At 72.0% G+C, this 26,949-nt stretch carries 27 protein-coding genes and 2 pseudogenes; 16 read left to right on the forward strand and 13 right to left on the reverse strand.

The genetic code is table 11. The features are described 5' to 3' along the window. Nucleotides 1-272 precede the first annotated feature (272 nt). The 3 genes and pseudogenes from ACFXGI_RS35815 to ACFXGI_RS35825 form a co-directional block, all read right to left on the reverse strand. Nucleotides 273-1,456 (reverse strand): annotated as a pseudogene (locus tag ACFXGI_RS35815) (ABC transporter permease). A 14-nt stretch (nt 1,457-1,470) separates the two neighbouring features. Beyond that, entirely contained in the window at nt 1,471-2,217 is a 747-nt protein-coding gene (locus tag ACFXGI_RS35820) for an ABC transporter ATP-binding protein (protein WP_384716270.1), read from the reverse strand. Further along, on the reverse strand, nt 2,214-3,353 hold the full coding sequence (locus tag ACFXGI_RS35825) for a peptidoglycan-binding protein (protein WP_384716273.1): 1,140 nt from the start codon (nt 3,351-3,353) through the stop codon (nt 2,214-2,216). Before ACFXGI_RS35825 ends, ACFXGI_RS35820 begins: the two co-directional genes overlap by 4 nt. 599 nt (nt 3,354-3,952) lie before the next feature. Between ACFXGI_RS35825 and ACFXGI_RS35830 the strand changes: the two are divergent. The 3 genes and pseudogenes from ACFXGI_RS35830 to ACFXGI_RS35840 form a co-directional block, all read left to right on the forward strand. Further along, nucleotides 3,953-4,609, forward strand: a pseudogene (locus ACFXGI_RS35830) (response regulator transcription factor); the annotation flags it as partial. 46 nt (nt 4,610-4,655) lie between these two features. Next, entirely contained in the window at nt 4,656-5,921 is a 1,266-nt protein-coding gene (locus ACFXGI_RS35835; protein WP_384716276.1) for a sensor histidine kinase, read from the forward strand. 25 nt (nt 5,922-5,946) lie between these two features. Then, entirely contained in the window at nt 5,947-6,921 is a 975-nt protein-coding gene (locus ACFXGI_RS35840; RefSeq protein WP_384716278.1) for a L,D-transpeptidase family protein, read from the forward strand. Nucleotides 6,922-6,943: 22 nt separating this feature from the next. Here ACFXGI_RS35840 and ACFXGI_RS35845 read toward each other — a convergent pair whose 3' ends face one another. The 3 genes from ACFXGI_RS35845 to ACFXGI_RS35855 form a co-directional block, all read right to left on the reverse strand. Further along, nucleotides 6,944-7,624 carry a hypothetical protein gene (locus ACFXGI_RS35845; RefSeq protein ID WP_384716281.1) on the reverse strand — a complete coding sequence of 227 codons (681 nt, stop codon included), beginning with the start codon at nt 7,622-7,624 and terminating at the stop codon, nt 6,944-6,946. Nucleotides 7,625-7,712: 88 nt separating this feature from the next. Next, a complete protein-coding gene (locus tag ACFXGI_RS35850; protein ID WP_384716357.1) occupies nt 7,713-8,081 on the reverse strand; it encodes a hypothetical protein in 369 nt (122 codons plus the stop codon). 5 nt (nt 8,082-8,086) lie between these two features. After that, nucleotides 8,087-8,344, reverse strand: coding sequence for a hypothetical protein (locus tag ACFXGI_RS35855; protein ID WP_384716284.1), 258 nt, complete (start codon nt 8,342-8,344; stop codon nt 8,087-8,089). A gap of 192 nt (nt 8,345-8,536) precedes the next feature. On the opposite strand from ACFXGI_RS35855, the gene ACFXGI_RS35860 reads away from it, so the two are divergent. From ACFXGI_RS35860 to ACFXGI_RS35900, 9 genes are all read left to right on the forward strand, one after another. Next, nucleotides 8,537-9,484, forward strand: coding sequence for an LLM class F420-dependent oxidoreductase (locus ACFXGI_RS35860; protein ID WP_384716287.1), 948 nt, complete (start codon nt 8,537-8,539; stop codon nt 9,482-9,484). A gap of 58 nt (nt 9,485-9,542) precedes the next feature. After that, entirely contained in the window at nt 9,543-10,340 is a 798-nt protein-coding gene (locus ACFXGI_RS35865; RefSeq protein WP_384716290.1) for an SDR family NAD(P)-dependent oxidoreductase, read from the forward strand. Nucleotides 10,341-10,468: 128 nt separating this feature from the next. Continuing rightward, nucleotides 10,469-11,590 (forward strand): LLM class flavin-dependent oxidoreductase, encoded by a 1,122-nt coding sequence (locus ACFXGI_RS35870; protein ID WP_384716293.1) that lies wholly within the window; start codon nt 10,469-10,471, stop codon nt 11,588-11,590. Between the two features lie 236 nt (nt 11,591-11,826). Then, nucleotides 11,827-13,566, forward strand: a complete 1,740-nt coding sequence (locus tag ACFXGI_RS35875) for an amidohydrolase family protein (protein ID WP_384716296.1) — start codon at nt 11,827-11,829, stop codon at nt 13,564-13,566. Further along, the gene (locus ACFXGI_RS35880) at nt 13,563-15,035 is read left to right on the forward strand and encodes an aldehyde dehydrogenase family protein (RefSeq protein ID WP_384716299.1); all 1,473 of its coding nucleotides are present in this window, start codon (nt 13,563-13,565) and stop codon (nt 15,033-15,035) included. The genes ACFXGI_RS35875 and ACFXGI_RS35880 overlap by 4 nt, the downstream gene beginning before the upstream one ends. Nucleotides 15,036-15,268: 233 nt before the next feature. Next, the gene (locus tag ACFXGI_RS35885; RefSeq protein ID WP_384716302.1) at nt 15,269-16,843 is read left to right on the forward strand and encodes an APC family permease; all 1,575 of its coding nucleotides are present in this window, start codon (nt 15,269-15,271) and stop codon (nt 16,841-16,843) included. 130 nt (nt 16,844-16,973) lie between these two features. Beyond that, nucleotides 16,974-17,267, forward strand: a complete 294-nt coding sequence (locus ACFXGI_RS35890) for a hypothetical protein (RefSeq protein ID WP_030865536.1) — start codon at nt 16,974-16,976, stop codon at nt 17,265-17,267. A gap of 64 nt (nt 17,268-17,331) precedes the next feature. Next, entirely contained in the window at nt 17,332-18,123 is a 792-nt protein-coding gene (locus tag ACFXGI_RS35895; RefSeq protein ID WP_384716305.1) for a DUF4239 domain-containing protein, read from the forward strand. Nucleotides 18,124-18,200: 77 nt separating this feature from the next. Then, nucleotides 18,201-19,322, forward strand: coding sequence for a hypothetical protein (locus ACFXGI_RS35900; RefSeq protein ID WP_384716308.1), 1,122 nt, complete (start codon nt 18,201-18,203; stop codon nt 19,320-19,322). Nucleotides 19,323-19,766: 444 nt separating this feature from the next. Here the strand turns inward: ACFXGI_RS35900 and ACFXGI_RS35905 are convergent, their stop codons facing one another. Beyond that, nucleotides 19,767-20,213: a MarR family winged helix-turn-helix transcriptional regulator gene (locus ACFXGI_RS35905; RefSeq protein ID WP_384716311.1), complete on the reverse strand. Its 447-nt coding sequence runs from the start codon at nt 20,211-20,213 to the stop codon at nt 19,767-19,769. Between the two features lie 108 nt (nt 20,214-20,321). On the opposite strand from ACFXGI_RS35905, the gene ACFXGI_RS35910 reads away from it, so the two are divergent. After that, nucleotides 20,322-21,230, forward strand: a complete 909-nt coding sequence (locus tag ACFXGI_RS35910; protein WP_384716314.1) for an alpha/beta hydrolase — start codon at nt 20,322-20,324, stop codon at nt 21,228-21,230. Between the two features lie 401 nt (nt 21,231-21,631). On the opposite strand, the gene ACFXGI_RS35915 is transcribed toward ACFXGI_RS35910, so the two are convergent. Further along, nucleotides 21,632-21,817 carry a DUF397 domain-containing protein gene (locus ACFXGI_RS35915; RefSeq protein ID WP_384716317.1) on the reverse strand — a complete coding sequence of 62 codons (186 nt, stop codon included), beginning with the start codon at nt 21,815-21,817 and terminating at the stop codon, nt 21,632-21,634. After that, nucleotides 21,814-22,668: a Scr1 family TA system antitoxin-like transcriptional regulator gene (locus ACFXGI_RS35920; RefSeq protein WP_384716320.1), complete on the reverse strand. Its 855-nt coding sequence runs from the start codon at nt 22,666-22,668 to the stop codon at nt 21,814-21,816. The genes ACFXGI_RS35915 and ACFXGI_RS35920 overlap by 4 nt, the downstream gene beginning before the upstream one ends. Nucleotides 22,669-22,776: 108 nt before the next feature. Here ACFXGI_RS35920 and ACFXGI_RS35925 point away from each other — a divergent pair, with 108 nt between their 5' ends. The 3 genes from ACFXGI_RS35925 to ACFXGI_RS35935 are packed head-to-tail and all read left to right on the forward strand — an operon-like array spanning nt 22,777 to nt 23,911. Beyond that, nucleotides 22,777-23,202 (forward strand): ATP-binding protein, encoded by a 426-nt coding sequence (locus tag ACFXGI_RS35925; protein WP_384716323.1) that lies wholly within the window; start codon nt 22,777-22,779, stop codon nt 23,200-23,202. Nucleotides 23,203-23,246: 44 nt separating this feature from the next. Then, complete coding sequence (locus ACFXGI_RS35930; protein WP_384716326.1) at nt 23,247-23,510, forward strand: type II toxin-antitoxin system VapB family antitoxin; 264 nt, start codon at nt 23,247-23,249, stop codon at nt 23,508-23,510. Further along, nucleotides 23,507-23,911 carry a PIN domain nuclease gene (locus ACFXGI_RS35935; protein ID WP_384716329.1) on the forward strand — a complete coding sequence of 135 codons (405 nt, stop codon included), beginning with the start codon at nt 23,507-23,509 and terminating at the stop codon, nt 23,909-23,911. Before ACFXGI_RS35930 ends, ACFXGI_RS35935 begins: the two co-directional genes overlap by 4 nt. Before the next feature lie 32 nt (nt 23,912-23,943). Here the strand turns inward: ACFXGI_RS35935 and ACFXGI_RS35940 are convergent, their stop codons facing one another. The 4 genes from ACFXGI_RS35940 to ACFXGI_RS35955 form a co-directional block, all read right to left on the reverse strand. Further along, nucleotides 23,944-24,429: a hypothetical protein gene (locus ACFXGI_RS35940; RefSeq protein WP_384716332.1), complete on the reverse strand. Its 486-nt coding sequence runs from the start codon at nt 24,427-24,429 to the stop codon at nt 23,944-23,946. Continuing rightward, entirely contained in the window at nt 24,426-24,674 is a 249-nt protein-coding gene (locus ACFXGI_RS35945) for a hypothetical protein (protein ID WP_384716335.1), read from the reverse strand. The genes ACFXGI_RS35940 and ACFXGI_RS35945 overlap by 4 nt, the downstream gene beginning before the upstream one ends. 60 nt (nt 24,675-24,734) lie before the next feature. Further along, nucleotides 24,735-25,595 carry a TIGR03619 family F420-dependent LLM class oxidoreductase gene (locus ACFXGI_RS35950; protein ID WP_384716338.1) on the reverse strand — a complete coding sequence of 287 codons (861 nt, stop codon included), beginning with the start codon at nt 25,593-25,595 and terminating at the stop codon, nt 24,735-24,737. 72 nt (nt 25,596-25,667) lie between these two features. After that, nucleotides 25,668-26,924 (reverse strand): ADP-ribosylglycohydrolase family protein, encoded by a 1,257-nt coding sequence (locus tag ACFXGI_RS35955; RefSeq protein WP_384716359.1) that lies wholly within the window; start codon nt 26,922-26,924, stop codon nt 25,668-25,670. Between the last annotated feature and the right edge of the window lie 25 nt (nt 26,925-26,949).

A 26,949-nucleotide genomic window follows, 5' to 3' on the forward strand; every position in this document is an offset into this window, starting at 1 on the left:
GGGCCCGTCCCTGGACATGAACCTCCCGGCCATTCCTTCGGGGGTTTCCCGGCAGTCTGTTGTCTTTCCGGGGCGGGGCGGTCGGTCAAGGGTGGCCGAAGGCCATCGCGGAGCGACGCGACCGCAGGGAGCGCCCTTGACGGACCGACCCGCCCCGGAAGGACAGTGGACTGACGGGAAACCCCCGGACACACCACCGACCCCGAGCACACAAGTCCCGCCCGCCCCCCGAAGCCCCCGCCCGACCCACCCGACCCCGAGTGCGGCACCCCCTACCCCGCCTGCAGCGCCAGCGTCGGTGACAGCCGGGCCGCGCGGACCGCCGGGTAGAGGCCGGCCAGGGTGCCTATCGCCAGGGTCGAGGCGAAGCCGCCCGTCACCGCCCAGAGGGGGACCACCCAGGGGAGGTCGCCCGCGTGGGCGTAGGCCGCCGTCGCCGCCGCGCCGAGGGCGATGCCGGCCAAGCCGCCGAGGCCCGACAGGAGCAGGGACTCCGTCACGAACTGGATGCGGACCTGGCCCTTGGTCGCGCCCAGCGAACGGCGCAGGCCGATCTCGTGCCGACGCTCCAGGACCGAGATGATCATGGTGTTCGCCACCCCGACCCCGCCACCAGCAGGGCGATCCCGCCCAGGCCGAGCAGGAGCGTGCTGAACGCGCCCTCCGTCGCCGCCTTCGCCTGCAGCGCCGCCGACGGGTCCGTCACCGACACCGTGCTCGGCGACTGCGGGTTGGCCGTCGGGGCGATCAGGCCGCGGACCGCTGCGACGCGGTCGTCCGCGGAGCGCTCGTAGATCGACGTCGGGTGGCCGTCGAAGCCGAGCAGCTGCTCCGCCGCCTCCCACCCGATCAGCGCCGAGCGCTCGATCTCCGGGGCCAGTGGGATCGGCTCCAGGATGCCGATGACCGTGAAGTACCGGCCGCCGATGAACACCTGCTGCCCCGGCTCCGTGATGCCCAGCCGCTCCGCCGAGACGTTCCCGAGCACCACCGACGGGTAGCGTCCGGTGGCTCCGTTCAGCCAGGTGCCCTTCTGCATCCGCGCGCGCAGGACCTCCAGCAGGTCGTCCTTCGCCGCCTTCAGGCCGATGCCGCCCGTCTCCTCCTTCGGGATGTTCTCCGAGCGTCGTACGGACTGCGCGACATCACCCGTCGTACCCACCGACTCGACCCCCTCGATACGGGAGATCATGCCCGGGGCCTCCTTCGGCAGCTTGGTGTCCTGTCCCGAGAACATCGACTGGCCCGGCGTCGCCACCAGCATGTTCGTACCCAGCTTGTCGAGCTCCCGCAGCAGTTTGGCCTGGCTGGACGAGGACACCCCGACGACCGCGATCATCGTCGCGATGCCGATCGCGATGCCGAGCGCGGACAGGAACACCCGCATCGGGCGCGAGCGCAGCCCCGCCGAGCCGACGTGCAGGACGTCACGGGGGCCGAGCCGGGCCGGGGTCAGCCTTCGCGAGGCCCTCACCGCTGCGCCACCCCCGCCGTGCTCCGTACGTCGTTCCACACGTCCGCCACGATCTCCCCGTCCCGGATCCGCACCTGCCGCGGCAGGCTCGCCGCGATCTCGTGGTCGTGGGTGATCACGGCGATGGTGGCCCCGTCCGCGTTCAGTTCGTGCAGCAGCTCCATCACCGACCGCCCCGACGCCGAGTCCAGCGCGCCCGTCGGCTCGTCGGCCAGCAGCAGGTCCGGTTCCCCCGCCACCGCCCGGGCGATCGCCACGCGCTGCTTCTGCCCGCCCGACAGCTCGTGCGGCCGGTGCTCCATCCGGTCCCCGAGCCCCACCCGCCCCAGCGCCCGCTCCGCCCGCCGGCCGCGCTCGGCCCGCGAGAGGCCGGAGTACAGCAGCCCCTCGGCGACGTTCGCCCGCGCGCTGATGCCCGGTACGAGGTGGAAGGACTGGAAGACGAACCCGACATGGCGCGAGCGCAGCGCCGACAGGGCGCGGTCGGACAGGGTCGCGATGTCGTGCCCGGCGATGGCGACCGCGTCGGCGCTCGGGCGGTCGAGGGTGCCGACGATGTGCAGCAGGGTGGACTTCCCGGAGCCGGACGGGCCGACGATGGCGAGGAGTTCGCCGCCCAGGACGGTGAGGTCCACCCCGCGAAGGGCCTGGACCCCGCCGGGGTACTCCTTGGTGACGCCCGCGAGCTCCACGACGGCGCGCGCGTGCCTGTTCTCTGCCGTACTCACTGTCGCCGCCGTCATTGCTTGGGGATCCCCACCTGCATGCCCTCCTTGAGGGCGTCCCCCTTGACCTCGACGCGGCCCTGGCCGAACATGCCGAGCTCCACGGGTACGTCGCGGACCGCGCCGCCCTCGACCACCTGCACGCCGAAGCCCCCGCCCGACAGCGCGAGGAGTGCGTTGACCGGTACGGAGAGCACGCCCTTGCGGGTCTCGCCGGTGAGCCGGACCGACACCGGGGACTGGTCGGGGCCCTCGATCCCGGAGGCGTCGTCCAGGGACACGCTCACCTCGACCTTCGGTTTCCCGCCTCCGCCTCCGCCTCCGCCTCCCCCTCCGCCCCCGCCGCCGGGGCCGCCGCCGTTCGGGTCGTCCGGGTTCGCCGTGCTGCCCACCGAGTCGATCTTCCCGGTGGCCGTGCCGCCGCCCGGCAGCTGCACGGTCACCTTGTCGCCGGTCTTCGCCGCGCCCGCCTTGGCCACGTCCAGCTGGAAGCGGACCATCCGCTCGGTCCCGGTCAGGGTCATCACCGGCTTGCCGGGCGCCGGCTCGTCGCCGACCGCCGTGTCGTTCTTCTGCACCCGCTGCGGCCCGGCCGCGAACGCGATGTCCTCCTTGCCGACCTCGCCCGTCTCCGCCGCCTTGTGCGCCTTCTGCCAGCGCTTGACCGCCGTCGCCGTACCCGCGGTGAAGGTGCCGTCCTCCGGGTCGAGCCCGGTCCCGTACCCGAGGGCCTGCAGGTTCCGCTTGAGCTGCTTGACGTCCTCGCCCTTGTCCCCGGTCTTCATCTGCCGGTACACGGGTGTGCTCCCGTACATGAGCCGCACCGGTTTGCCGTTGACCTCGTACAGCCTCCCGTCCCGCTCGATCGCCGTGCCCGCGCCCGCCGCCCAGGTGAGCACCCCGGGGCCGCCCGCGGCCAGCTTGCGCTCCTGCGCGTAGCCGAGCGTGCCCTCGACCGTGAGGCCCGAGCCGAGGTCCCCGCGGGTGACCGGGGCCGTCGCCTGCGGCATCCCGTCCGCGCGCCGGTCCTTGGCGCCGTCGGAGTCCGACCGGGGCTGGGCGGCCGTCACCGCGTACCCGCCGCCCGAGACGGCGAGTACGACGGCCAGCGAGCCCAGCAGCCACTTGCCGCGCCGCCTCACGCGGTGTCGCACTTCTTCTGGGCTTCCTGGAAGGCCTGCTCCTGGCCATCGGGGATCTTGGTCGCGCTCATCGCGCCCCCGTTGAACTCGGGGTCGGGGATGTTCACGCCGTTGTCCCGCATGCACTTGGCCCACTTCAGGGCCTTGTCCTTGTCCTCCTGCGAGATCCGGCCCGACCCGGGGGCCTGCAGCCCGCACGCGTCGAAGGCCTTCTTCACCGCCTCCGGGTCCTCGCTGCCCGAGCCCAGCGTCATCCCGCGCGGGTCCTGCCCGGGCTCCGGGTCCGGCGCGTCCATGCCGTGCTCGCGCAGGCACTTGCGCGTCTTGAGCGCCTTGTCGGCGTCGGCGCCACTGGCCGCGCCGCCACCTCCGCCCGACGCGTTCGTGGACGCGCCGTCCTTCCCGCCCTTGCCGTCCTTGCCGTCCTTCGCGTCCGAACCGACACCGCCCGTGCACGCGGTCACGAAGAGGGTCAGGCCGGTGAGCGCCGCGGCCGTGGTCATGGTCATGGATCGATTCATGCGCCAGACCCTGCACCCGGGGCGGGTTTCGCTTCTCTCTCCGATCTTGCTTACGACGAGGAAATACGAGATTCCGGTAAAGAGGGCGGCATGCGAGTTCTGGTGGTGGAGGACGAGGAATTCCTCCGGGAGATGATCGCCGACGGGCTGCGCCGCGACGCGCTGGCCGTCGACGAGGCGGGCGACGGCCCGGAGGCCCTGCGGCGCCTGCGCCTCGGCGAGTACGACGTCCTCGTCCTCGACCGCGACCTGCCCGGGCTGCACGGGGACGAGGTCTGCCGCCAGGTGGTGCGCGAGCGGCTGCTGACCCGCGTCCTGATGCTGACCGCCTCCGGGACCGTACGGGACCGGGTCGAGGGGCTCGGCCTCGGCGCCGACGACTACCTCACCAAGCCGTTCGCGTACGACGAGCTCCTCGCCCGCGTCCTGGCGCTGGGCCGGCGCACCCGGCCCGCCCTGCCGCCGGTGCTGGAGCGGTGCGGGATCGCCGTGGACACCGCGCGGCGGAGCGCGAGCCGCGACGGGCACCGGCTGGCGCTGTCGCGCAAGGAGTTCGCGGTGCTGGAGGCGCTGCTGCGGGCGGAGGGGGCGGTGCTCGGCAACGACGACCTGATCGAGCAGGTGTGGGAGGAGGACACCTCGTACAGCACCAATGCCGTACGGGTGACCCTCAGCAAGCTGCGGGCCAAGCTGGGGGAGCCGCAGCTGATCGAGACGGTGCCGGGGGCGGGCTACCGGATCGCGGGTCCGGGTGCCGGTCCGATCAGCGATCCGATCCGATCACCGATCCGCGATGAGAGCAGTGCTCCATTCCGAGCGCGCCCGTCTCACCGCGCTCTACGGCTCCCTGCTCGTCCTGGCCGGCGGCGGCCTGATCGCCCTGATCAACATCCTGCTGCGCGGTGGCCTCTACACCCGCATCAGCGGGGCCGTCACCACCGCCGTCCCCGGCACCGCCTTCGAACGCGCCGCCGTCGAAGGCCAACCCCTCAAGGCGGTCCCCGCCCAGCGGCTCCCGCCCGGCGCCGCCACGCCCACCCAGGAGCAGCTCCGGACGTGGGCCGCCACCCGCAACCTCTCCATCGCCGTGGAGAGCGCCACCCTCCACGAGCTGCTGGTCGTCTCGCTCATCGCCCTCGCCGTGTTCGCCGTACCGTCGATCTGGCTGGCCTGGTGGATGGCGGGCCGCGTGCTGAGGCCCGTCGGCGTCATCACCGAGACGGCCCGCCGCCTTTCGGGGGAGAACCTGCACGAGCGGATCGGCCTCAAGGCCCCGCCCGGCGAACTCAAGCGGCTGGCCGACACCTTCGACGGCATGCTCGACCGGATGGAGAGCCTGGTCGGGGCGCAGCGCCGGTTCGCCGCCAACGCCGCCCACGAGCTGCGCACCCCGCTGGCCGTGCAGCGGGCGGCCGCCGAGATCGGGCTGGCCGGGGACCCGCCGCCGGAGAAGGTGGCCCGGATCCGGTCCAAGCTGATCGGCGTCGCCGAGTCCAGCGAGCACCTCGTCGAGTCGCTGCTGCTGCTCGCGGTGTCGGAGGAGGGCCTGGAGACCACCGCCGCGGTGGACCTCGTGGCCCTCACGGAGACGGAGCTGGCGGAGACGGAAGCGGCCGGGGCCGAGGGCGGCTCGGCCGGGGGCGCCGGGCCGACCCTCGTACACGGCCTTGAGCCGGTGAGCGTGGTCGGCGACCAGGCCCTGTTGGGGCACCTGGTCCGGAACCTGCTGGCCAATGCCGTACGGCACAACCGGCCGGGCGGGCGGATCAGCGTGAAGACCTCCGCCGAAGGGGTCCTGACGGTGTCCAACACGGGCCCGGTGATCGACCCCGCCGACGTGCCGCGGCTGCTGGAGCCGTTCCGGCGGCGCGCCGAGCGGCAGCACACCGCGGGGGAGGGCGCCGGGCTGGGGCTCTCGATCGTCGCCTCGATCGCGCGGGCGCACGGCGCGAAACTGGTGGTGCGGGCCAATCGGGGACCGGGCGGCGGTTTGACGGTCCGGGTGCGCCTTCCGGTCACACCTGCGCCGCACCGGACGGCGTCGCCTCAGGAATCCTGATGATCGCGTGTGTACCGTCGGAGGCATGAGCAAGCACCCCCGAGCCGGCTCCCGCAGTCCCCGTACGTTCCTCACATCCCTCACGTCCCTCACCTCCCGCAGCCTCCGTTCGCCGCGGCGGCTGGCCGTCGCCGCCGCCGTGGGCCTGCTGGCCTGCGGGGCCGGCTGGGTGTACGCGGTCCAGGAGGACGACCCCGTCACCAGCGCCTCGGCCCGTACCGGGGACCGCCCGGGGGACGCGGCCCGCAGGCCGTCCTCGGGCGCCACCTCCGACTCCGCCCCGGCCGGCGGCGCCACGCACGCCACCCGCGGGGCCCGCGGCGCGCCGGGTGCGCCGGGCGCACCCGCAGCCTCGGGAGCAGCCGGCGCGCCGGGAGCGCCCGGAGCGCCCGCGGCCCCCGATTCCTCCGACGGCCTGTCCGAAGTCAGCGACGAGACCCGGGCCCGGATCCCGGCCGACACCCGCCAGCTCCTCCTCGTCTCCGGCAAGGCGAGGGACTCCTCGGAGTCCACGGCGACCCTCTACACCCGGCCGAAGGCCGGCGCCGGCTGGGTCCGCAGCAGCGAGAGCTGGCCCGCGCACAACGGCGCCAGCGGCTGGAACTCCGGCGAACGCGAGGACGGGGATCTCACCACCCCCGTGGGCGTGTTCGCCCTGCGGGACGCCGGCGGCCTGCTGGAGAAGCCGCCGGGCACGAAGTTCCCGTACGACCACAACCGGCTCTTCGTCCCCACCGGCCGGGGCGTGAACGGCGAGTCCCTCGCGGGAGCCTTCGAGTACGTCATCGCGATCGACTACAACCGCCGGACGGGGCTCTCCCCGCTGGACCTGGTCAAGCCGGAGGGCGAGGACAAGGGCGGCGGCATCTGGCTCCACGTCGACCACAACGGCCCCTCGCAGGGCTGCATCGGCATCTCGAAGGAAGCCATGAAGAAGCTCCTGACCACCCTGGACCCGGCGGCGAAGCCGGTCGTCGTGATGGGCCCGGCGGGCTTCTGACCGCAAGGCCGTGTCTTTCGGATCAGACCGTCAGACCGGCCGGCTCCGGACCGGCCGGCTCCGGACCGGCCGGCTCCGGACCGGCCGGCACGGCGGCAACCCGCCGCCCCCGCACCAGCAGCCCGATGTACGCCAGGTCGAAGACACTGCACAGCACACCGAGCCCGAGGATGAACGGCGAGTCCTCGACGACCCCGAAGAGCAGCGTCGGGGCGAGGGTCCCGAGCCACTTCGCGACGGCGATGACGAGGGACTGCCCGCGCGGCCCGCGCCGGTCGGCGTAGAGGGCGATGAACAGCCCGGACATCAGCAGGTTCTGCAGGAACGCCGCGTACCGGGTCGCGTCGTGCGACCCGAAGTGCGCGAGGAAGAGCCACTGCACGGCGAAGCCGCTGCCGAACACGAGCACGCTCCACGCCGTGAAGAGCGGCCGCGTCACGAACCCGGGCAGCTCGGCGCGCCCGAAGCGCAGGTAGGTCCAGATGATGACGACGTCGGCGAGGGCCCACACCACGTTGACCACGCCCTGGGGGGACACTCCGGCGCGGAACTCGCCCACGGCGTAGGTCGCCTCCCACGCGAAGTTCAGCGCGAGCGCGGCCACGGGCATCGCGTACGTCCGGTCCCGCAGTCCGACCCGGATCGCCTCGACGTACACGACGGTCCACGCCACTCCGCTGACCAGCGTCAGAAACAGATCCACGCGCGCACCCTAACCAACCCGCCGTGCCCGCACATCCCCCCGGACTGCTCGCCTCGCCTCGCCACGCGCATGACGCCGGGCGTCGTGGTTACGGGTTGAGGTCGAGGACGCGTACGGGCTCGCCTTCCCAACGCTTCGGCGATGTCGTGGCGACGAGTGCTCCGTCGGGGCGGTCGGGGGTGGGCTGGGCCGCGTACTGGCTGTGGGCTGCTGCCCAGGTCTCCTGGCGTGCGACGGCCAGGGCGGCCGACAGGTCGAGGTCGAGGATGGTGATGCCGGGCAGGGCGGCGAGGTGCTCCGCCGTGCCCGGCCGTGCCCGGTCGGCCTCGACCAGCGCGCAGGAGGGGGCGTACAGGAACCAGCCCGACTCGGCGTGCGCGCGGTGGATGAGGCGGGACGCCAGCACGTTGCCCTGGCCCGCCGCCACCATCGCCGTCTCGTCCAGCACGATGTGCACTTCCGTCACCGACTCCTCGCTTCGGCCAGGCGCCGGTCCAGCTCGCTGTCCAGATCCCGCTGCTCGGCGGCCGTGGGGGCATAGCCGTTCCATGCCTGCAGCGCGGCGCGGGCCTGCTCGGCGCGCTCCGCCCGCTCGGCCGGGGTCAGCAGGGTTTCGGCGAGGCGGGCCAGGTAGGCGCGCAGCGACAACCCCTCGGCGGCGGCTATGGCGGCGAGTCTGTCTTTGGCTTCCTCGGGGATACGGATGTTCGCGTCGGACATGGTCGTACTCCTTCCCGTCCTTCGAAGATACGGGTACGTACCCGTACCCGCAATCCCGACGGGCATCGAGCTCCGCCGTACCCCTTGCCTGACGATCCGTCAGCTACGACGATGGCCCACGGCGCCGGCGGGATGCGGGTCGGCGGCCGGGCCCGGTCGGCGGGCCGCGGCGGAAGACGAAGCGGAGGCGGCATGGCGCGCGTGTTTGCGGAAGGCCGGCTGGTCTACGGGATGCAGCTCCCGATCCAGTCGCAGAGCACCATCTACGCCGAGCCCTGGGAGGCCGCGGCGACCGCCGCCGACCTCGCCGAGGTGGCGCGGGCCGCCGACCGGGCCGGCTTCGGGTACCTCGCCACCTGCGACCACGTGGCCATCCCGCGCCGCCTCGCCGGCCCCATGAGCACCGTCTGGTACGACCCGGTGGCCACCCTCGCCTTCCTCGCCGGGATCACCGGGCGCGTACGGCTGCTCAGCCACGTCGCGATCCTCGGCCTGCGCCACCCCCTCCTCAGCGCCAAGCAGTACGCCACCGTCGACCACCTCTCCGGCGGCCGGCTCATCCTCGGCGTCGGCGCGGGCCACGTGCAGGAGGAGTTCGAGGCCCTCGGCGCCGACTTCGCCGGCCGCGGGGCCGTCCTCGACGAGACCCTGGACGCGCTGCGCGCGGCCCTCGGCCCCGAGGAGTACCCGGAGTTCGAGGGTGAGCTGTTCTCCTTCAAGGACCTCGGCCAGCTGCCCCGCCCCGCCCAGACCCGCATCCCCGTCTGGGTCGGCGGCTCCTCGCCCGCCGCCGTCCGCCGGGCCGCCGTGCGCGGCGACGGCTGGCTCCCGCAGGGCGACCCGCGCGACAAGCTCCCCGCGCAGATCGCCCGGATCAAGGAGCTCCGCGCGGCGGCCGGGGTCGGTGACCCCATCGAGTTCGGCGCGATCACCGAGGCGCTGTACGTCGGCGAGCCCGGCTGGGACACCGGCCGGCGCACCCTCACGGGCAAGGCGGAGGCGCTCGCCGAGTCCCTGCGCGCGTACAAGGCGCTCGGCGTGGACCAGATCCAGGTCCGCTTCCGCAGCCGCGACCGCGCCGAACTGACCGACCAGATCACCGCGTTCGGGGCCGAGGTCGGCCCCCTTCTCAACGACTGAACACCTCGACGACTGAACACCTCGACGACTGAACACCTCGACGACTGGGAGTACGGGCATGGGCAAGCTGGACGGGCGCGTCGTCGTCATCACGGGCGCGGCGCGCGGCCAGGGCGAGCAGGAGGCCCGGCTCTTCGCCGCCGAGGGCGCCAAGGTGCTCCTCTGCGACGTGCTGGACGAGCAGGGCGCCGCCGTCGCCAAGGAGATAGCCGAGGAGACGGGCGAGGACCGCGCCCGCTACGTACGGCTCGACGTGAGCCGGGAGGAGGACTGGGCCGCCGCCGTCGCCACCGCGAAGGAGGCCTTCGGCCCGGTGGACGGCCTGGTCAACAACGCCGGCATCCTGCGCTTCAACGAGCTGGTCTCGACCCCGCTGGAGGAGTTCGAGCAGCTGATCCGGGTCAACCAGGTCGGCACCTTCCTCGGCATCAAGGCCTTCGCCCCCGAGATCGAGGCGGCCGGCGGCGGCACCATCGTCAACACCTCCTCGTACACCGGCCTGACGGGCATGGCGTACGTGGGCGCGTACGCGGCGACCAAGGCGGCGATCGTCGGCCTGACCCGGGTGGCCGCGCTGGAGCTGGCCGCCAAGGGCATCCGGGTCAACGCGATGTGCCCGGGCGCGGTGGACACTCCGATGGCCAACCCCGGCCTGCTGGACCCGGCGAACATGAGCGACGAGGCGCGGGACGCCATGGCGGAGCTCTACGGGCGGGTCGTGCCGATGGGGCGGGTGGGCCGGGCCGACGAGGTCGCCAGGCTGGCCCTGTTCCTGAGCAGCGAGGACTCCTCGTACATCACCGGCCAGCCGTTCGTCATCGACGGCGGCTGGATGGCGGGCGTCAGCATCATGTGACCTCCGTCCGACGGGCGTCCGACAGTCATCTGATGGAGCGTCAGGTATTGACGCTCCCGCTTCCGCGGTGGAACAGTCGACTCATCGAATCTGACGACACGTCAGAAATCAAAGGACGGTGAACCCCCTTGGAATTCGGGCTCTTCGTGCAGGGATACGTGCCTGAGGCGCGGTCCAAGGTCGACCCCGAGGCAGAGCACAAGGCGCTGATCGAGGAGACCGAGTACGTCATCCAGGCCGACAAGTCCGGCTTCAAGTACGCCTGGGCCTCCGAGCACCACTTCCTGGAGGAGTACTCGCACCTCTCGGCGAACGAGGTCTTCCTCGCCTACCTCGCCCACGCCACCGAGCGCATCCACCTCGGCTCCGGCATCTTCAACCCGCTCGCCCCGGTCAACCACCCCGTCAAGGTGGCGGAGAAGGTCGCGATGCTCGACCACCTCTCCAAGGGCCGCTTCGAGTTCGGCACCGGCCGCGGCGCGGGCAGCCACGAGATCCTCGGGTTCCTGCCCGGCATCACGGACATGAACGCCACCAAGGAGATCTGGGAGGAGACCATCGCCGAGTTCCCCAAGATGTTCCTCCAGGAGGAGTACGAGGGGTTCCAGGGCAAGCACTGGTCGCTGCCGCCGCGCAAGATCTTCCCCAAGCCGTACGGCAAGGCCCACCCGGCCATGTGGTACGCCGCCGGCTCCCCCTCCTCGTACGCGATGGCCGCGAAGAAGGGCCTCGGCGTCCTCGGCTTCAGCGTCCAGAAGGTCTCCGACATGGAGTGGGTGCTGGAGCAGTACAAGACGGCCATCCAGGAGGCCAAGGCCATCGGAGCGTTCGTCAACGACAACGTGATGGTCACCTCCACTGCCATCTGCGCCGAGACGCACGACAAGGCGGTGGAGATCGCCGTCAACGCGAACATGAACCGCTTCCAGTCGCTGGTCTTCCGCTACCACGACACCTTCCCGCGGCCCGAGGCGATCCCGCAGTGGCCCGAGACGCTGCCGGAGTACAACGCGGAGATCATCGAGCTGCTGATCGCCGAGGAGCTGCTGATCTGCGGGGACCCCTCCGAGGTGCTCGCGCAGTGCAAGCGCTGGGAGCAGGCGGGGGCGGACCAGCTGTCGTTCGGCCTGCCGACCGGGGTCTCGTACGAGGACACGATGAACACCGTCAAGCTCATCGGCGAGCACGTGATCCCGAAGATCGACACGGATCCGGTCCACCGCACGACGCGCTTCCGCCAGGCCGTCTGACCGGGCGGGGAGTACGGGGGCGGCGTCTTCCCGGACCGCCGCCCCGCACCGGCCCCGGCCGGAGGTCATGCCGAGGCCGCGGCCGGCCCGGCGGCCCCCGGCCGGGGCACGCGGGCGTCCGGGGCGCAGCATCCGGGCGCAGGCCGTCGGGGACGCAGCCCGTCGGGGACGCAGCCCGTCCGGGACGCAGCCCCGGGACGACGGCCAGCAATACGAACACCGGCAGAGGGGACGTCATGCTCGACCACCTGATCAAGGGAGCCACCGTCGTCGACGGCACCGGCTCCCCCGCCCGCGCGGCGGACGTCGGCCTGCGCGACGGGCGGATCGCCGTCATCGGCGCGCCGGGCACGGTCACGGAGGAGGCCCGGACCACCGAGGACGCCACCGGGCTCGTGCTGTGCCCCGGCTTCGTCGACCCCCACACGCACTACGACGCCCAGCTCTTCTGGGACCCGTACGCGACCCCCTCCATGAACCACGGCGTCACCACCGTCGCCGGCGGCAACTGCGGGTTCACCCTGGCCCCGCTGCACCCGGACCGCCCCGAGGACGCCGACTACACGCGGCGCATGATGAGCAAGGTCGAGGGCATGGCCCTCAAGGCCCTGGAGGAAGGCGTCGACTGGACCTGGTCCGGCTTCGGCCAGTACCTCGACGCCCTGGAGGGCCGGATCGCCGTCAACGCCGGCTTCATGGTCGGCCACTGCGCGCTGCGCCGGCACGCCATGGGGGCCGACGCGGTCGGCGGACAGCCCACCCCCGAGCAGATGCAGCAGATGCTCGACCTCTTCCACGACGCCATGGACGCGGGCGCCTGGGGCCTGTCCACCACCCAGTCCGCCACCCACTCCGACGGCGACGGCGCACCCGTCGCCTCCCGGCACGCCAAGCCCGCCGAGCTCCTCGCGCTGTCGAAGGCCGTCTCCGAACACGAGGGCACCCAGCTCGAAGCGATCGTCGCGGGCTGCCTCGACCAGTTCGCCGACGAGGAGATCGACCTCTTCGTCGAGATGAGCGCCGCCGCAGGCCGCCCCCTGAACTGGAACGTCCTCACCATCGACGCGGCCGTGCCCGAACGGGTCCCGCGCCAGCTCATACCGAGCGAGCGCGCCCGCAAGGCCGGCGGCCGCATCGTCGCGCTGACCATGCCGATCCTCACCCCCATGAACATGTCGCTCGGCACCTTCTGCGCGCTGAACCTGATCCCGGGCTGGGGCGAGATCCTCGGCCTGCCCGTGCCCGAGCGGATCGCGAAGCTGCGCGACGCCGGCGTACGGGCGGAGATGCTGCGCCGCGCCGACAGCAAGGAGGCCGGGGTCTTCCGGCGCCTGGCCAACTTCGGCCGCTACGTCATCGGGGACACGTACAGCAAGGAGAACGAGGGCCTGTCCGGCCGCGTCGTGAACGACATCGCCGCCGAACGCGGCCAGGACCCCTTCCGGTGCCTGGTCGAGATCTGCGCCAACGACGACCTGCGTACGGTGCTCTGGCCCATGCCCACCGACAACGACCCGGCGAGCTGGGCCCTGCGCGCCGAGACCTGGCAGCACGAGGACGTCATGCTCGGCGGCTCCGACGCCGGCGCGCACCTGGACCGCATGTGCGGGGCCCCGTACACGACCCGCTTCCTCGGGGACTGCCTGCGCGGCCGCAAGCTGGTGCCGCTGGAGCAGGCGGTGAAGATGCTCACCGACGACCCGGCGCAGCTGTTCGGGCTGCGCGAGCGCGGCCGGATCGCCGAGGGGTTCCACGCGGACCTGGTGCTGTTCGACCCGGAGCGCATCGAGGCCGGCCCCGCAACGCTCGTCCACGACCTGCCCGGCGACAGCCCGCGGCTGGACGCCCGCGCGATCGGCATCGTGTCCGTACGCGTCAACGGCGTCGAGACCATCCGCGACGACCAGGTCACGGGGGCGATCCCCGGGATCGTGCTCCGCTCGGGCCGCGACACGAGGACGGTGAGCACGCGTTGAGCGAGCCGGTGGAGCAGAAGCTGTACATCGGCGGGGAGTGGGTCGAGCCCGCCGGCGGCCACTACGAGGTCGTCAACCCGGCGGACGAATCGGTGGTGGGGCTCGCGCCCGAGGCCTCACGCGCCCAGGTCGAGGAGGCGGCGCGCGCGGCGGCCGAAGCCTTCGAGACCTGGTCCCGTACGACCCCCGAGGCGCGGGCGGCCGTGCTGGACCGGGCCGCGGACATCATGCAGCGCGAGTACGAGCCGTGGTCGGCCCTGGCCCGGGCCGAGACCGGCGCGCCGACCGGGATCGCGCGCGGGATGCAGGTCGGGGTCGGGGTCGCGCGCTTCAGGCGGTACGCGAAGGGCGCGCTCGAACCGGTCGAGCGAGGACTGCCCCCGCAGGTCACCGAGGCCGGGCCGATGGGGAAGGCGAGCATCCTGGGCGCGCTGGAGGTGCGCCAGCCGGTCGGCGTGGTCACCTGCATCACCTCGTACAACAACCCGTGGGCGAACCCGGCGGGCAAGGTGGCCCCGGCCCTGGCCATGGGCAACACGGTGGTGGTGAAGCCGGCCCCGCAGGATCCGCTGTCGGTGTTCAAGATGGCCGAGGCCCTGCACGAGGCGGGCGCCCCGGCCGGCGTGGTGAACGTGGTCTGCGGTGCGTCGGTCGAGGTCGGCGAGGCCGCGGTGGACTCCCCGTACGTGGACATGGTGTCGTTCACCGGCTCCACGGGCGTCGGGCAGCGCATCGCGGAGGTCTGCGGCCGCTCCATGAAGCGGCAGCTGATGGAGCTCGGCGGCAAGGGCGCGGCGGTCGTCTTCGAGGACGCCGACCTGGACGCGGCGGTGATGGGGATCGGCACCACCTTCTCCTTCTACTCCGGCCAGATCTGCACGGCTCCGACCCGGGTGATCGTGCACCGGTCGGTGTACGAGCGGCTGGTGGAGAAGCTGACCGGCTACCTGGCCTTCATGAAGGTCGGCGACCCGGCGGTGGCGGGCACGGTGGTGGGCCCGGTGATCTCGGCCGCGCACCGGGACCGGGTGGAGTCGTACGTGGAGCTCGGCCGCAAGGAGGGCGCGCGGATCGCGTACGGCGGCGAGCGGCCGGTGGTCGGGGACGGCCGCGGCTTCTACGTGGCGCCGACGCTGCTGGTGGACTGCACGAACGACATGCGGGTGGTCCGGGAGGAGATCTTCGGCCCGGTGGTCGTGGTCGTCCCCTTCGACGGTGGCGAGGAAGAGGCGGTCCGGCTGGCCAACGACAGCGATTTCGGGCTGCTGAGCTACGTGTGGTCCGGGGACGCGGCGCGCGCCTTCCGGGTGGCGCGGCGGCTGCGCGCGGGCGGGGTCGGCGTGAACACGATCGGCCGGAACATGGAGGCTCCGTTCGGCGGCTTCAAGCGCTCGGGTGTCGGCCGGGACGTGGGCTCGTACGCCCTGCACGCGTACAGCGAGATGCAGTCGATCGTCTGGACGGCCTGAGACCCAGGTCACACGGGAAAGTTCAGATCGGCACAAAAGGGGTACTGCTGCGGTTTCCGCATTCCGGAACGCGGTGTCCGCTCCCTGGTGAGCAGGGGGCGGACACGCGCATGAACCTTTCATTGCGGGTTAATGAACCGTCGCAAGGTCTGGATTCGAAGGTGTTCCCGCCGGTAGCCGCTCGGAGTCAATCCGTCCGGATATGGAAAACGCAGCCTCTAACGTCTCGACCCATGACACAGCTGGACGTACGGCCTCGGGTCGGAGACACGGTGAGCGGCGTCGCCGGCGCCGGGGGCGGCGAGGGCGACGTGCGCGGCAAGGGCCTCGGCAAAGGCTCCGTGGGCCTGATGGGCAGCGCCGTCATCGGCATCTCCACCGTCGCCCCCGTCTACTGCCTGACCTCGACCCTCGGCTCCACCGCCGGCGAGGTCGGCGTCCAGATGCCGGCGGTCTTCCTGGCCAGCTTCCTGCCGATGCTCCTCGTCGCCTTCGCGTACCGCGAGCTCAACAAGGCCGTACCGGACTGCGGCACCTCCTTCACCTGGACCGTGAAGGCCTTCGGCCCGCGGATCGGCTGGATGTGCGGCTGGGGCCTGGTGATCGCCACGATCATCGTGCTGTCCAACCTGGCCGGCGTCGCCACCTCGTACTTCTGGCTGCTGGCCGGAGAGATCACCGGCAATCCGTCGATCGCGGCCCTGGACGACAGCAAGCTCGTCCACATCGCCACCTGCCTCACCCTGATCGCCGCGGCCACCGCCATCAGCTACCGCGGCATGACCGCCACCAAGGGCGTCCAGTACGCCCTGGTCGGACTCCAGCTCGCGGTCCTCGCCCTCTTCGTCGCGATGGCCTTCCAGAAGGCCTCGGCCGGCACCTTCGACACCGGCCTGGACTTCTCCTGGCAGTGGATCAACCCCTTCGCGGTCGAGTCCATGGGCGCCTTCACCGCCGGACTCTCCCTCTCGATCTTCATGTACTGGGGCTGGGACGCCTGCCTCGCCACCAACGAGGAGACCACCGGCTCCGCCAAGACCCCCGGCCGGGCCTCGCTCATCGCGATGGTCGTCCTGGTCGGCTCGTACCTGGCCACCGGCATCGCCGCCCAGATGGCCGTCGGCTCCGGCACCGTCGGCTTCGGCCTCGGCAACCCGGAGACCTCCGGCAACGTCTTCGCCGCCCTCGCCGGCCCGGTCATGGGCCCGATGCTCGGCATCCTGCTCTTCGTCGCGGTCCTCGCCTCGGCGACCGCCTCGCTGCAGACCACGTTCATCCCGGTCGCCCGCACGGTCCTGGCCATGTCCACGTACGAGGCCCTGCCGGCCTCCTACGCCAGGGTCCACCCGCGCTTCAAGACCCCGGGCCGCGCCACCGTCATGGCGGGCGTCGCGACCGGCGCGTTCTACACCGTGATGACGCTCGTCAGCGAGAACGTCCTGACCGACACGATCTTCGCGCTCGGCCTGATGATCTGCTTCTACTACTCCCTGACGGCCTTCGCCTGCGCCTGGTACTTCCGCGGCGAGCTGCGCCGCTCCGCCCGGGACCTGTTCTTCAAGGGCGTCTTCCCGGTCCTCGGCGGGCTCCTGCTCGCCGCCGTCTTCCTCAAGACCCTGATCGACATGTGGAACCCGTCGTACGGCTCCGGCTCCACCGTCCTCAGCGTCGGCAGCGTCTTCGTCATCGGCGTCGGCCTCCTGGCCCTCGGCCTGGTGATCATGCTGATCACGGAACGCCGCAGCCCGGCCTTCTTCCGCGGGGCGATCCTGACAAAGTCCACCCCGGCCCTGGTGGTCGAAGACTGACCCCGCCCCACACTGGAGAAGTCCCCCGCGGCCCGGATCGATCCCCCCGCTCCGGGCCGCGGACCAACGCCGGGTCAACCCAAGGGGGCCCGGCGGTGACCCTGGGTGGCGGCGGGTCGTTGGGTACGGCATGAACGTCATGAAGCGCCGCCTCGCCGCCCTGGTCCTCACCAGCGGCGCCGCCCTCGCCCTGACTCCCCTCGCCGCCCACGCCGACACGAAGGGCCCCACCATCGAGGGGCAGCCCGTCACCAAGCGCATCACCGACATCGCCAACCACCCCGGCCAGGCCGTGGACGACACGAAGACGGCCCTGGCCGTGACCGCCTCGGCCGCCGGCTCCGCCACCCACGCCACCGACTCCTCCCTCGCGGGCGCGGGCAGCGCCCTCGACGGGCTCCCGAAGGCCCCGTCGGTGCGCTGAGCGCGGCCGTTGAACGCGGCCCGTCGCGGCGGGCCCTCAGGAGGAGTCGGTCGTTGAGCAGGCCATGATCCTGTGGCTGCTCAACACCTTCAGCACGTTCACCCTCGGTGTCCTCCTCGTCGGCGGCTTCGTCGCCCTCGCCGTCGGCGGCAGCCTCGCCGCCCGCCGCCGCTTCCCGCACCTGGCGGGCGGGGAGCACAACGAGATGGTCGGCGTCGCCCTCGGCATGTTCGGCGCGATCTACGGCATCATCCTCGCCTTCGTCGTCGTCACACTCTGGACCCAGCTGGAGAGCACCCAGACCGTCGTCGCGACCGAGGCCACCGACCTCGCCCTCGTCGTCCGCAGCGCCGAGTCCTTCCCGCCGGCCGAACGCGCCCGCGTGGAGCGGGCGGTGGGCGACTACGTGCACGCCGTCGTCGAGATCCAGTGGCCGATGATGCGGGACGGCCGCCCCAGCTACGAAGCGACCGCCGAGCAGACGCACGGGCTGTACCAGGCGCTCCAGGCGTACGAGCCCTCCGGAGCCCGCAACGAGACCTTCTACGAGGAGGCCGTGGGCCGCCTCAACGACGTCGCGGCGCAGCGCCGCGCCCGCATCACGATGGCGGAAACGTCCCTGCCGGTGCTGCTCCAGGTGCTGGTGTACGGAGGCGCGCTCGTGATCCTGCCGCTCACCTTCCTGTTCGGACTGCGCAGCCTGAAGATGCAGCTGCTGTTCGTCTCGGCGGTGGCGGGGCTGATCGGCTTCAGCCTGCTGCTGGTGATGGCCCTGGACCGCCCCTTCGCAGGCGACCTGAGCGTCACCCCGACCCCGTACAAGGAGGCGGCACTGGCGCAGTTCTGGCCGCGGTAGGCGGTGCGGCCGTGTCTCTCCGATCGGCCACCAAGCGCCGCCCGCCGGTTGTAATCTCGGCCACCCAGGAGGTGCGCATGCCGGAGAGCTCTGCTCCGACGCCGGGATTACCGGAGCCGTCGGAATCGCCTGAACCACCGGAACCATCCGAGTCACCGGAACCATCCGGAGGCGCGCCGGAGAGCCCGGATCGACAGGCGGACCCGCCCGCCCCCGCGGAGGTTGATCCCGCCGCAGAGCGGCAACCCGCTCAGGCGGCGGGCGACAGCGCCCGGTGGAGACGCTTCCTGCCGCTGGGCGACGGTAACTTCACCGCCACGTACATCATCGCCCCGGTCATCGTGGCGGCCGTCGGACTGGCGATCGCCGCCGGTTTCGGCTGGATCGGCGACCTGTTCGAGGACGAGAAGCCGCCCCTGTACGTGTCGGGCACCCGCTCGCCCCTGGCCGCTGTCACCACTGTGCCGGCCCCGCAGTCGTCCGCCGTCTCCTCGCCGCCCGCGACCGTGACGCCCGCGCAGGGCGCCCCTTCGCCCATGCCGTCGGCCGGGCAGGCGGAAGCGGAGAAGCAGGGCATCTCGTATCAGCAGGAGTACCTGTGCCCGTGGAAGGCGTGGGTGGTGAACAAGCCGCCCAGCGCCTTCGGGTCGCTTCCCGTCGGTAAAGACAACCAGCCCGATCCCGCTCTCATCAACGAGCGCACGGCCGCGGATCCGGGCATTACGCACCTGGTCATCGATGTGCAGCCCGTCGACAGCAGGCCGATGCTGGTCAAGGAACTGCGCATCAAGATCCTCAAGCGGAGCCCGGCGCCTGCCGCTGCCACGGCGACACTGGTCGGCTTGCAGAGCGGACAGTGCGGGGAGGGCCCGGCGACCTTGGAGGCCGCGGCCGACCTCGATGGGACGGCAGACTTCGCCACCGTGAGGGTGACGGCGGGCAGTTCTTTGCCCCAGGAACTGGCGGACGGCAGAACGCTCCACATCGACCTCAGGGTCCGCACCCGCGCATGTGACTGCGTCTGGGTCCCGGAGATCGTCTGGGGGCAGGACGGCAAGGTGCACAGGACGGAGTTCCGCATCGACGGAAAGGACTTCCACACCGCCGCCACCACGGGACTCCAGCGCAGGGCCTGGGTGATGGACCTGAACACGATGGCCTGGTCGGAAAGGGCCTTCGACGAGTCGATCCTCAAATAGCGGGCGGGGCGGGGGCTTCGGGGGGCGGGACTTGTGTGCTCGGGGTCGGGATGGTGTTCGGGGGCGTCCCGTCAGTCCACTGTCCTTCCGTGTCGGGTCGGTCCGTCAAGGGCGCTCACTTCGTTCGCGTCGCTCCGCGATGTCGCTGCGCTCCACCCTTGACCGACCGCCCCGCCCCGGAAAGACAACAGACTGCCGGGAAGCCCCCGAAGGATGGCCGGGAGGATACCGAGCAGGAGCGGCCATCTCGGAGATGCCGATCGGCGGCCCTGCGGTCAGCACCTCCCCTTCCCGGACCACCACGCCCAGCCAAGAGACGGGGGGACGCAGCAGATCGCTACGCGCTCCTCACGTCTCAGCGTCCGGCGACCGTCTGTGGCCGGACATAGGCCGCCCAGACGTCATCCATGGGTGCTCTATCGGGCGCCTGCGGTCTGTGGGTCCTCATCCCTGCCGGCCGTGGGAGCTCGCCTCGAGGTTTGTGCGAAGGGTGGCCAGGGTCGAGGCGATGCGGGCCAGGTCGTCAGGGGGGACCGTCGCGGTCAGTGAGGCGAGCTCGCTCTCGACGATGGGGCGGGAGGCGGCCAGCTGCACCTCACCCGCGGATGTGAGGCGGAGTACGGACGAGCGGCGGTCCTGGGGGTGTGCGACCCGCAGGCACCAGCCCGCAGCCACCAGCCGGTCGACGGCCTTGCTGACGGCCCCCACGGTGATCGCCAATTCGCCGACGATGTCGAGCACGCGACACCCCGGCACGCGGTCGATGATCTCCAAGAGCTCGAACGAGCCAAGACCCAGGCCTTGTTCGGCCTGCAGGCGGGCGCTCACGGCGTTGTAGAGCCGGGTCTCGACGCGGACCAGATCGATGAAGATCGGAGTGATGTGGCTCACGTTGGCCTTCCAATAGATTCCTGGGGATCATCTTCCTTGGAATCCGGTTGAGTCGTTAGATGGATTCCAAGGAATCCATCCTCGCACCCCAACCCATGGAGGCCCCTCATGTCCAGACAGCAGCGCGACGCCTTGGACGCCATACTCCGTTCCGCCCCTCGCGGCGAGGTGCCGCCCACTCTCGAGGAGCAGCGCATCGGCTTCGCCGCGGCTGTCACCCGTCCTGCACCGGAGGGCGTGGTCACCCGCAGGACCGTCCTGGGCGGGCGGCCGACCCTGGAACTGGAGCCGGCCGAAGCCTCCGGCCGATTGCTCTACCTGCACGGCGGCGGTTTCGTCATCGGCTCGCCGGACACCCATGCGGGGCTGGTCGGTGAACTGGCCCGCCGCGCCGGGCTCCGCACGGCGTCGGTGGATTACCGGCTGGCGCCCGAGCACCCTTTCCCCGCGGCTGTCGAAGACGGGCTCGCGGCCTACCGCGAGCTGCTGGCATCGGGCACCGACCCACGAGACCTCGTCATGGCCGGTGACTCGGCCGGTGGCGGATTGGTCATCGCCACGCTGCTCGCCGCCCGGGAGGCCGGGCTGCCGCAACCGGCCGCCGTGGTCGTCTTCTCCCCGTGGGTCGACCTCACGCTCGCCGGCGCAAGCATCCGTTCCAAGGAGAGCGTCGACCCCATATTCACCGAGGCCGACGTGCGCGCCTGCGCCGACCTCTACGTCGGCGCAGGGGACAGGGCGCATCCCCTGGCCAGCCCGGTGTTCGCCGACCTCACCGGACTTCCCCCGCTCCTCGTGCAGGTCGGAGCGAACGAGCTGCTCCTCGACGACGCGGTCCGCCTGGCCGGCCGCGCGGGCGCCGATGGTGTCGAGGTCACGCTCGAAGTCGGCCCCGGCCTCCCCCACGTCTTCCAGCACCACTACGGCCGCCTCGACGAGGCGGACGCCGCACTCGACCGCGCCGCCCGCTTCCTCGCCGCCCACCTGAGCGCCGACCATCTCGAACCGGCCCACTGACACCGGCCCCGGACGGCCCGCGGACGCCAAGCCGAGAGGAGCGCGTAGCGATCTGACGCGTCACCCTGCGCTGCATGGGCTTCTCATCGCTGTCTGGTGTGGGCTGGGCTGCCTGGGTGCGGGAAGGGGTGCGCGGTGCCTCTTGGGGAGTGGGCCGAACCGGGTGGCAGGGTCGGCATCCCTGACGCACCCATGGGCTTGGCCGTCCCCCTGACCGTTCCTTCGGGGGCTTCCCGGCAGTCTTATGGCATTCCGGGGCGGGCCGGGCAGTCAAGGGTGGCCGAAGGCCATCGCGAAGCGACGCGACCAAAGGGAGCGCCCTTGACGGCCCGGACCGACACGGAAGGACAGTGGACTGCCGGGAAACCCCCGCACTCCCTCTGACCCCGGCCGGCCGGAGCTCAGGCTCCGGTGACCCCGCCCAGGAACGCAGCCCAGGTCGTGGGGTGCACGGCCAGTTCCGGGCTCGCCGTCAGCTTCGAGTCCCGGATGTGGACGGCGTCGGCGCATGCGGCGACCTCGACGCAGTCGTCGCCGTCACCGCTGCTGTAACTGCTCTTGAACCACCGCAAGGGAGAGCTGTTCACAGGGATCCTCGCATTCGCATCAACAGGCCCGTGCTGTCAGCCGGATTGAGGGCCTGGATGCGAAGTTTGGCATACCGCTGATGGAGCAGGCTGATGTCCTTTGCGTCGGATAGGACCCGGCCCGACTGCTGGCCCTCGCTGTAGCCCAACCACTCGTTGTCCTCGGTTTCGAGGAGGCGAAAGGGGCCGCCGAGCCCTGCGTGGTGGGGGCTCACCTTCGGCATGATCTGCAGGTCGACGTTCGGTAGCCGTGCGCACTCCACCAAGTGGTCGATCAGGTGACGCGTCACCTCCGGTCCGCCGGTTTGTCGCTCGATCACGATCTCGTCGAGGATGAAACTGAACAGTGCGTACGGAGTGCGGTAGAGGATCTGCTGACGCTCTAGGCGGGCTGCGATGCGGGCCTCCACCTCCTTTGGGGTGGGTAGCGGCAGAACGTCCCCTATCAGCGCCCACGCGTACGACTCGGGCTGTAACAGCCCTGGAACCGAGCGGCATTCGTACGTATCGAGGGCGATCGCCTCCTTCTCCAGCTCTGCCCACCTCTTGAACCACTTCGCCAGCCCTCGCTTGCGGTTCAGTTGTCTTGCGGCGATGCGGATGACCCCGAACGCGTCCAGTGCCTCCTCCGACCGGTTCACGAACTTCACCGACGGGTGCCGTCGGCCCTGCTCGACCGAGCCGACGTACTGGACCGAGTACCGGACGTGCTCGGCCAGTTGCTCCTGCGTGAGTCCCGCGCGTTTGCGGAAGGCCTTCGCGGTCTCCCCGAAGTTCCGCAGGTCGCCGTCCGGCTCGACCTCGCCGTCGCCGCCCTCTTCGTGACTCACCATCGCGGTCACCTCCCGCATTCAAGTTCACGGGTGGTGACCGTCATTGTCCAGAGCGTGAACTCGTACAGTTGAAAAGTAGCGGTCGACTTTCTGGGAACTGCCCCGCTCACCCGGCACGTTGCTCCCATGACCGCACCCTCTGGCCCCGCCCAGACCCTCGTACGCGTGTTCACGCAGCGTTTCAGCAGCACCCGGCGCGGGGCGCGCCTCGCCCGGTGTCTCGCCATGGTCGAGCTGCACGACTGGGGGATCCCGCACCGCAGCCCGCTGTCGGAGGACGCGGAGCGGATCGTCGCCGAGTTCACCGCCAACGCCGTCGTCCACGGGCACGCCGCCGGCCGGGACTTCGAGCTCAAGCTGACGCTTTTCGCGGGCGTGCTCCGGATCGAGGTGTCCGACGCCCGCCGGGAGCGGCGGCCCGCGCTGCGGCCGCACGCGGACCAGGCCGAGGGTGGCTACGGGCTGCGGATCGTCGATGCCGTCGCCGCCGACTGGGGCGTCACCGAACGCATGATCGGGAAAACGGTCTGGGCGGAGCTCGGCCGCCGGTGAAATCTCTTTTGGGAATCGTATATACGCCCAGCCTGGAGGCCGCGATGACCCGAACGGTGATCGACCTGGACGACGAGGCCTTGGCGGAAGCCGCCCGGCACCTCGGCACCACGACCAAGCGGGACACCGTGAACGCCGCCCTGCGGGAGATCGCCGACCGCCGACGCAGAGCGGCGGCGGTGGAGCGGATGCGGCAGATGGTCGTCGATGGCGAGATCGATTTCTCCGGCATCGAGGGCATCGAAGGCGGCGATGGCGCGGACGGCGCGGACGGCGCGGACGATCCGGGAAGGCGATCGGCTGCGTGAGCGAGAGCATCCTCATCGACACCAGCGCGCTCATCCGCTTCTACCGTCGGCAGGCGGCCCCCGCATGGGACGAGGTGGTCACCTCGGGAGTCGTGGGGCTGTGCGAACCGGTTCGCCAGGAGTTCCTGCGTGCCGTCGGAGGTCGCCCGGCCTACTACGAGGCCGATGGCCTGCTCCGGGAGACCTTCCCGTACGTCGTGGCACGCGACTCCGTATGGGAGGAGACCGCGGCGCTCCAGCAGAGGATGGCAGACGAGGGCTGCCACCAGTGCGCGAGTCCGGTCGACCTGTTGGTCGCCGTTACCGCGCAGCACCACAAACTGACCGTCCTCCACCAAGACGCGGACTTCGAGACCATCGCCCGCATCACGGGGCAGCCCGTACGGCGCATCGCGGACTGAGAGCGCGGCCGCTCGCGCGTGTGCCGCCGACTTCAGGGGCGCCAGCGGGGGGCTTCGTAGGTCGGGTGGTCCGGGCTCGGGAAGTGGAAGGGGACTTCCAGGTGGTCGGCCAGGGCCGTGCCGGCGCGGGTGGCCACCGCGGCGGCCGTGCCCCGGTGGACGGTGGCCAGGTGGTGCTGCCCGGCCGGGGCGTCGGTGATGGCCAGCAGCTCCACGAACCAGTCGTGGACCGTGTCCCCGTCCCAGACGGCCTCGACGGCCACCACGCGCCCGGGGAACCCGGCGGCGCGGGCCGCCAGGGAGTCGAGGTCGACCGGGGAGTCGGGTGTGCGGGCCACCCGGTCGCCGAAGTGCGCGTAGCGGGCGCCGACCAGCTCCTGGGCCTCCCTGAGGCCGAGTCCCGAGACGCGGCCGGCCTCCCAGACCGCCCGGACCGCGTACATGTGGCGGTCCTGGAGGACGTACCCGTCGGCCTGTTCGCGGACGCCGGCCGGGATGCTCTCCCATCGGAAGCTCACGCGGAACCTTCCGGGACGAAGACGCTCACCCGGTAGGACGTCGGGTGGGTGAGGCGGCCGCAGAACTGGTCGATCCGGAGGGTCTCGGGGTCGGTGACCTCGCCCTCGGCGATGAGGCGGCGGACGTACTCCTTCATCTCCGCGTGCACCTGCGTCGAGAACAGCGGTTCCCAGTGGCCGCGTACGGCCGCCGCCCGGCGGTGGGCACGTTCCCTGCTCCGCTTGCGCTTCTGCTGGCCCGGCATGTGGATCAGCCCCCTCTCGGGGGCCATCGTCGGGCCGGCCGCGCGCCCGCGTCGAACGAATTACAGGTACTGCGCGAAGTCGTCCAGGACGCGCAGGATGTCGGGCTCCTGCGCCGACGGCAGCTGGAGGACGACCTCCTCGATGCCGAGGTCCGCGTAGTGGGAGAGCTTGCCCGGGCTCGGGTGGACCGCGTACGGGACCACTTGGAGGTTCTTCGGGTCGCGGCCCGCGGTCTCCCAGACCTGGCGCAGCACCGGCAGCGACTCGGTGAGGCCGCCCCCGCCGATGGGGAGCCAGCCGTCGGCGTGGTCGGCGATGGCCGCGAAGAGCTTCGGGCCGGCCGCGCCGCCGATCAGGGTGCGGGGGCCGTGCAGGAGGTGGCCGGGGCCGAGTTCGCGCGGTGCCAGGACCGGCTTGGGGTGGGCCGCGCTGGCCTGGACGGAGGAGAACTGGCCCACGTACGCGGTGGGTTCCGGGGCCCACAGGGCGCGCATCAGGGCCATCCGGTCCCGGACCAGCTCGCGGCGGGTGCGCCACTCGACGCCGTGGTCGGCGGCCTCCTCCACGTTCCAGCCGTAGCCGATCCCGAGGGTGAAGCGGCCGCCGGAGAGGTGGTCGAGCGTGGCGACCTGCTTCGCGAGGGCGATCGGGTCGTGCTGGGTGACGAGGGTGATGCCGGTGCCGAGGGTGAGCCGCTCGGTCACTGCGGCGGCCTGGCCGAGGGCGACGAAGGGGTCGAGGGTGCGCCCGTACATCTCGGGGAGGTCGCCGCCCATGGGCGCGGCGGTGTCGCGGGTGACGGGGATGTGCGTGTGCTCGGGGAGGTAGAGCCCGGCGAAGCCGCGCTCCTCCAGAGTGCGCGCGAGGCGGACGGGGGAGAGGGTGTGGTCCGTCAGGAAGATGGTCGTGGCGATCCGCATGGCTGGGGCACCTCCGTGGCTCTTCGATGAAGGGCCACGCTAAGGCCTGCGCGTCAGATTGTTGAGGGGGCGTCAGCCGATGTCGGTGGGATAGCGGGCCTGCCAGCCGGAGGAGGAGACCTTCGGGCCGTGCAGGGAGGGGCCCTGGGTCATTTCGAGGGCGAAGTCGTCGGCGAGTTCCAGGAGGGTGGCCCGGCCTTCGAGGTCGGCGAGCCAGGCGCCCGGGAGGGCGGTCTCGCCGTGCAGGGCGCCGAGGAGGGCTCCGCAGAGGGCGCCGGCGGAGGCGGAGTCCCCGCCGTGGTTGACGGCGAGGCGCAGGCCGTGCGGGATGTCCTCGGCGACGAGCGCGCAGTAGACGGCCACGGCGAGGGCGTTCTCGGCATCGTGGCTGCCGGTGCTGCCGGTGCTGCCGGTGCTGCCGGTGCCGCCGTGGCCGTCGCCGGAGGCGAGTGCCGTGACGGCGTTCGCCGACGGCGGGCCCTGCGGGACGGCCGCGAGGGCGCGCTGGAGGGCGTCGGTGACGGCTTGGTGGCCGGGGCGGGCGCCGAGCAGGCCGAGGGCGCGCTGGACGGCCGCGTCGAGGGAGTCGCCGCGGGTCAGGCCGTGGACGATGACGGCGAGGGCGCCGGCGGTGAGGTACGCGGCGGGGTGGCCGTGGCTCTGCGCCGCACACTCGGTGGAGAGTTGGAGGACCAGCCCGGGCTCCCAGCCGACCAGCAGGCCGAAGGGCGCGGAGCGCGCGGCCGCGGCCGCGTCGCGGGCGGCCGGGTTCTTGGGCCGGTCGAGGGTGCCGAGGACCTCGTCGGCGAAGCCGGTGAGGCAGGCGCGGTCGGGGGCGCGGCGGGCGTAGAGCCACTCCTGCTGCGCGAGCCAGCCGTTGTCCTTGCGGCGCTCGTCGGGGCCCCAGTCGTGCTGGGTCGCGGCCCAGCGCAGGTACGCGCGGTGGATGTCGGTGGGCGGGTGCCAGGCGCCGGTGTCCCGGCGTACGTGGGCGCGGATCAGCCCGTCGACGGTGAACAGGGTGAGCTGGGTGGCGGCGGTGACCGTGCCGCGCGGGCCGTACGGTCCGGCGGCGGGCTCGGTCAGGCCCTGCGGGCCGTGGGCTTCGCGGATGGCGTCGAGGGAGAGCCCGGCCACGGGGGCGCCGAGGGCGTCGCCGACGGCGGAGCCGAGGAGCGCGCCGCGGACGCGGCTGCGGAAGTCCTGCTGTTCGGCCCGGCCCCAGAGCCCGGTGGTGACCCGGGTCCGCCCGCCGAGAGTCCCGCCGAGCGTCCCGCCGGGGGCGCGGCCGCCCGCCGCCTCGGGGCCGCGCCCGACCCGGGCCGCGATCCCGGCCGCGGCGGCGGCCCCGCCC

Source organism: Streptomyces sp. NPDC059355 (assembly GCF_042752335.1).
Classification (GTDB): domain Bacteria; phylum Actinomycetota; class Actinomycetes; order Streptomycetales; family Streptomycetaceae; genus Streptomyces.

Coding starts and splice junctions, on each gene's coding strand:
- ACFXGI_RS35820 (WP_384716270.1), bottom strand. CDS start 2,217: ATGACGGCGGCGACAGTGAGTACGGCAGAGAACAGGCACGCGCGCGCC.
- ACFXGI_RS35835 (WP_384716276.1), top strand. CDS start 4,656: ATGAGAGCAGTGCTCCATTCCGAGCGCGCCCGTCTCACCGCGCTCTAC.
- ACFXGI_RS35840 (WP_384716278.1), top strand. CDS start 5,947: ATGAGCAAGCACCCCCGAGCCGGCTCCCGCAGTCCCCGTACGTTCCTC.
- ACFXGI_RS35855 (WP_384716284.1), bottom strand. CDS start 8,344: ATGTCCGACGCGAACATCCGTATCCCCGAGGAAGCCAAAGACAGACTC.
- ACFXGI_RS35860 (WP_384716287.1), top strand. CDS start 8,537: ATGGCGCGCGTGTTTGCGGAAGGCCGGCTGGTCTACGGGATGCAGCTC.
- ACFXGI_RS35865 (WP_384716290.1), top strand. CDS start 9,543: ATGGGCAAGCTGGACGGGCGCGTCGTCGTCATCACGGGCGCGGCGCGC.
- ACFXGI_RS35875 (WP_384716296.1), top strand. CDS start 11,827: ATGCTCGACCACCTGATCAAGGGAGCCACCGTCGTCGACGGCACCGGC.
- ACFXGI_RS35885 (WP_384716302.1), top strand. CDS start 15,269: ATGACACAGCTGGACGTACGGCCTCGGGTCGGAGACACGGTGAGCGGC.
- ACFXGI_RS35890 (WP_030865536.1), top strand. CDS start 16,974: ATGAACGTCATGAAGCGCCGCCTCGCCGCCCTGGTCCTCACCAGCGGC.
- ACFXGI_RS35895 (WP_384716305.1), top strand. CDS start 17,332: ATGATCCTGTGGCTGCTCAACACCTTCAGCACGTTCACCCTCGGTGTC.
- ACFXGI_RS35900 (WP_384716308.1), top strand. CDS start 18,201: ATGCCGGAGAGCTCTGCTCCGACGCCGGGATTACCGGAGCCGTCGGAA.
- ACFXGI_RS35910 (WP_384716314.1), top strand. CDS start 20,322: ATGTCCAGACAGCAGCGCGACGCCTTGGACGCCATACTCCGTTCCGCC.
- ACFXGI_RS35920 (WP_384716320.1), bottom strand. CDS start 22,668: ATGCGGGAGGTGACCGCGATGGTGAGTCACGAAGAGGGCGGCGACGGC.
- ACFXGI_RS35925 (WP_384716323.1), top strand. CDS start 22,777: ATGACCGCACCCTCTGGCCCCGCCCAGACCCTCGTACGCGTGTTCACG.
- ACFXGI_RS35930 (WP_384716326.1), top strand. CDS start 23,247: ATGACCCGAACGGTGATCGACCTGGACGACGAGGCCTTGGCGGAAGCC.
- ACFXGI_RS35945 (WP_384716335.1), bottom strand. CDS start 24,674: ATGCCGGGCCAGCAGAAGCGCAAGCGGAGCAGGGAACGTGCCCACCGC.
- ACFXGI_RS35950 (WP_384716338.1), bottom strand. CDS start 25,595: ATGCGGATCGCCACGACCATCTTCCTGACGGACCACACCCTCTCCCCC.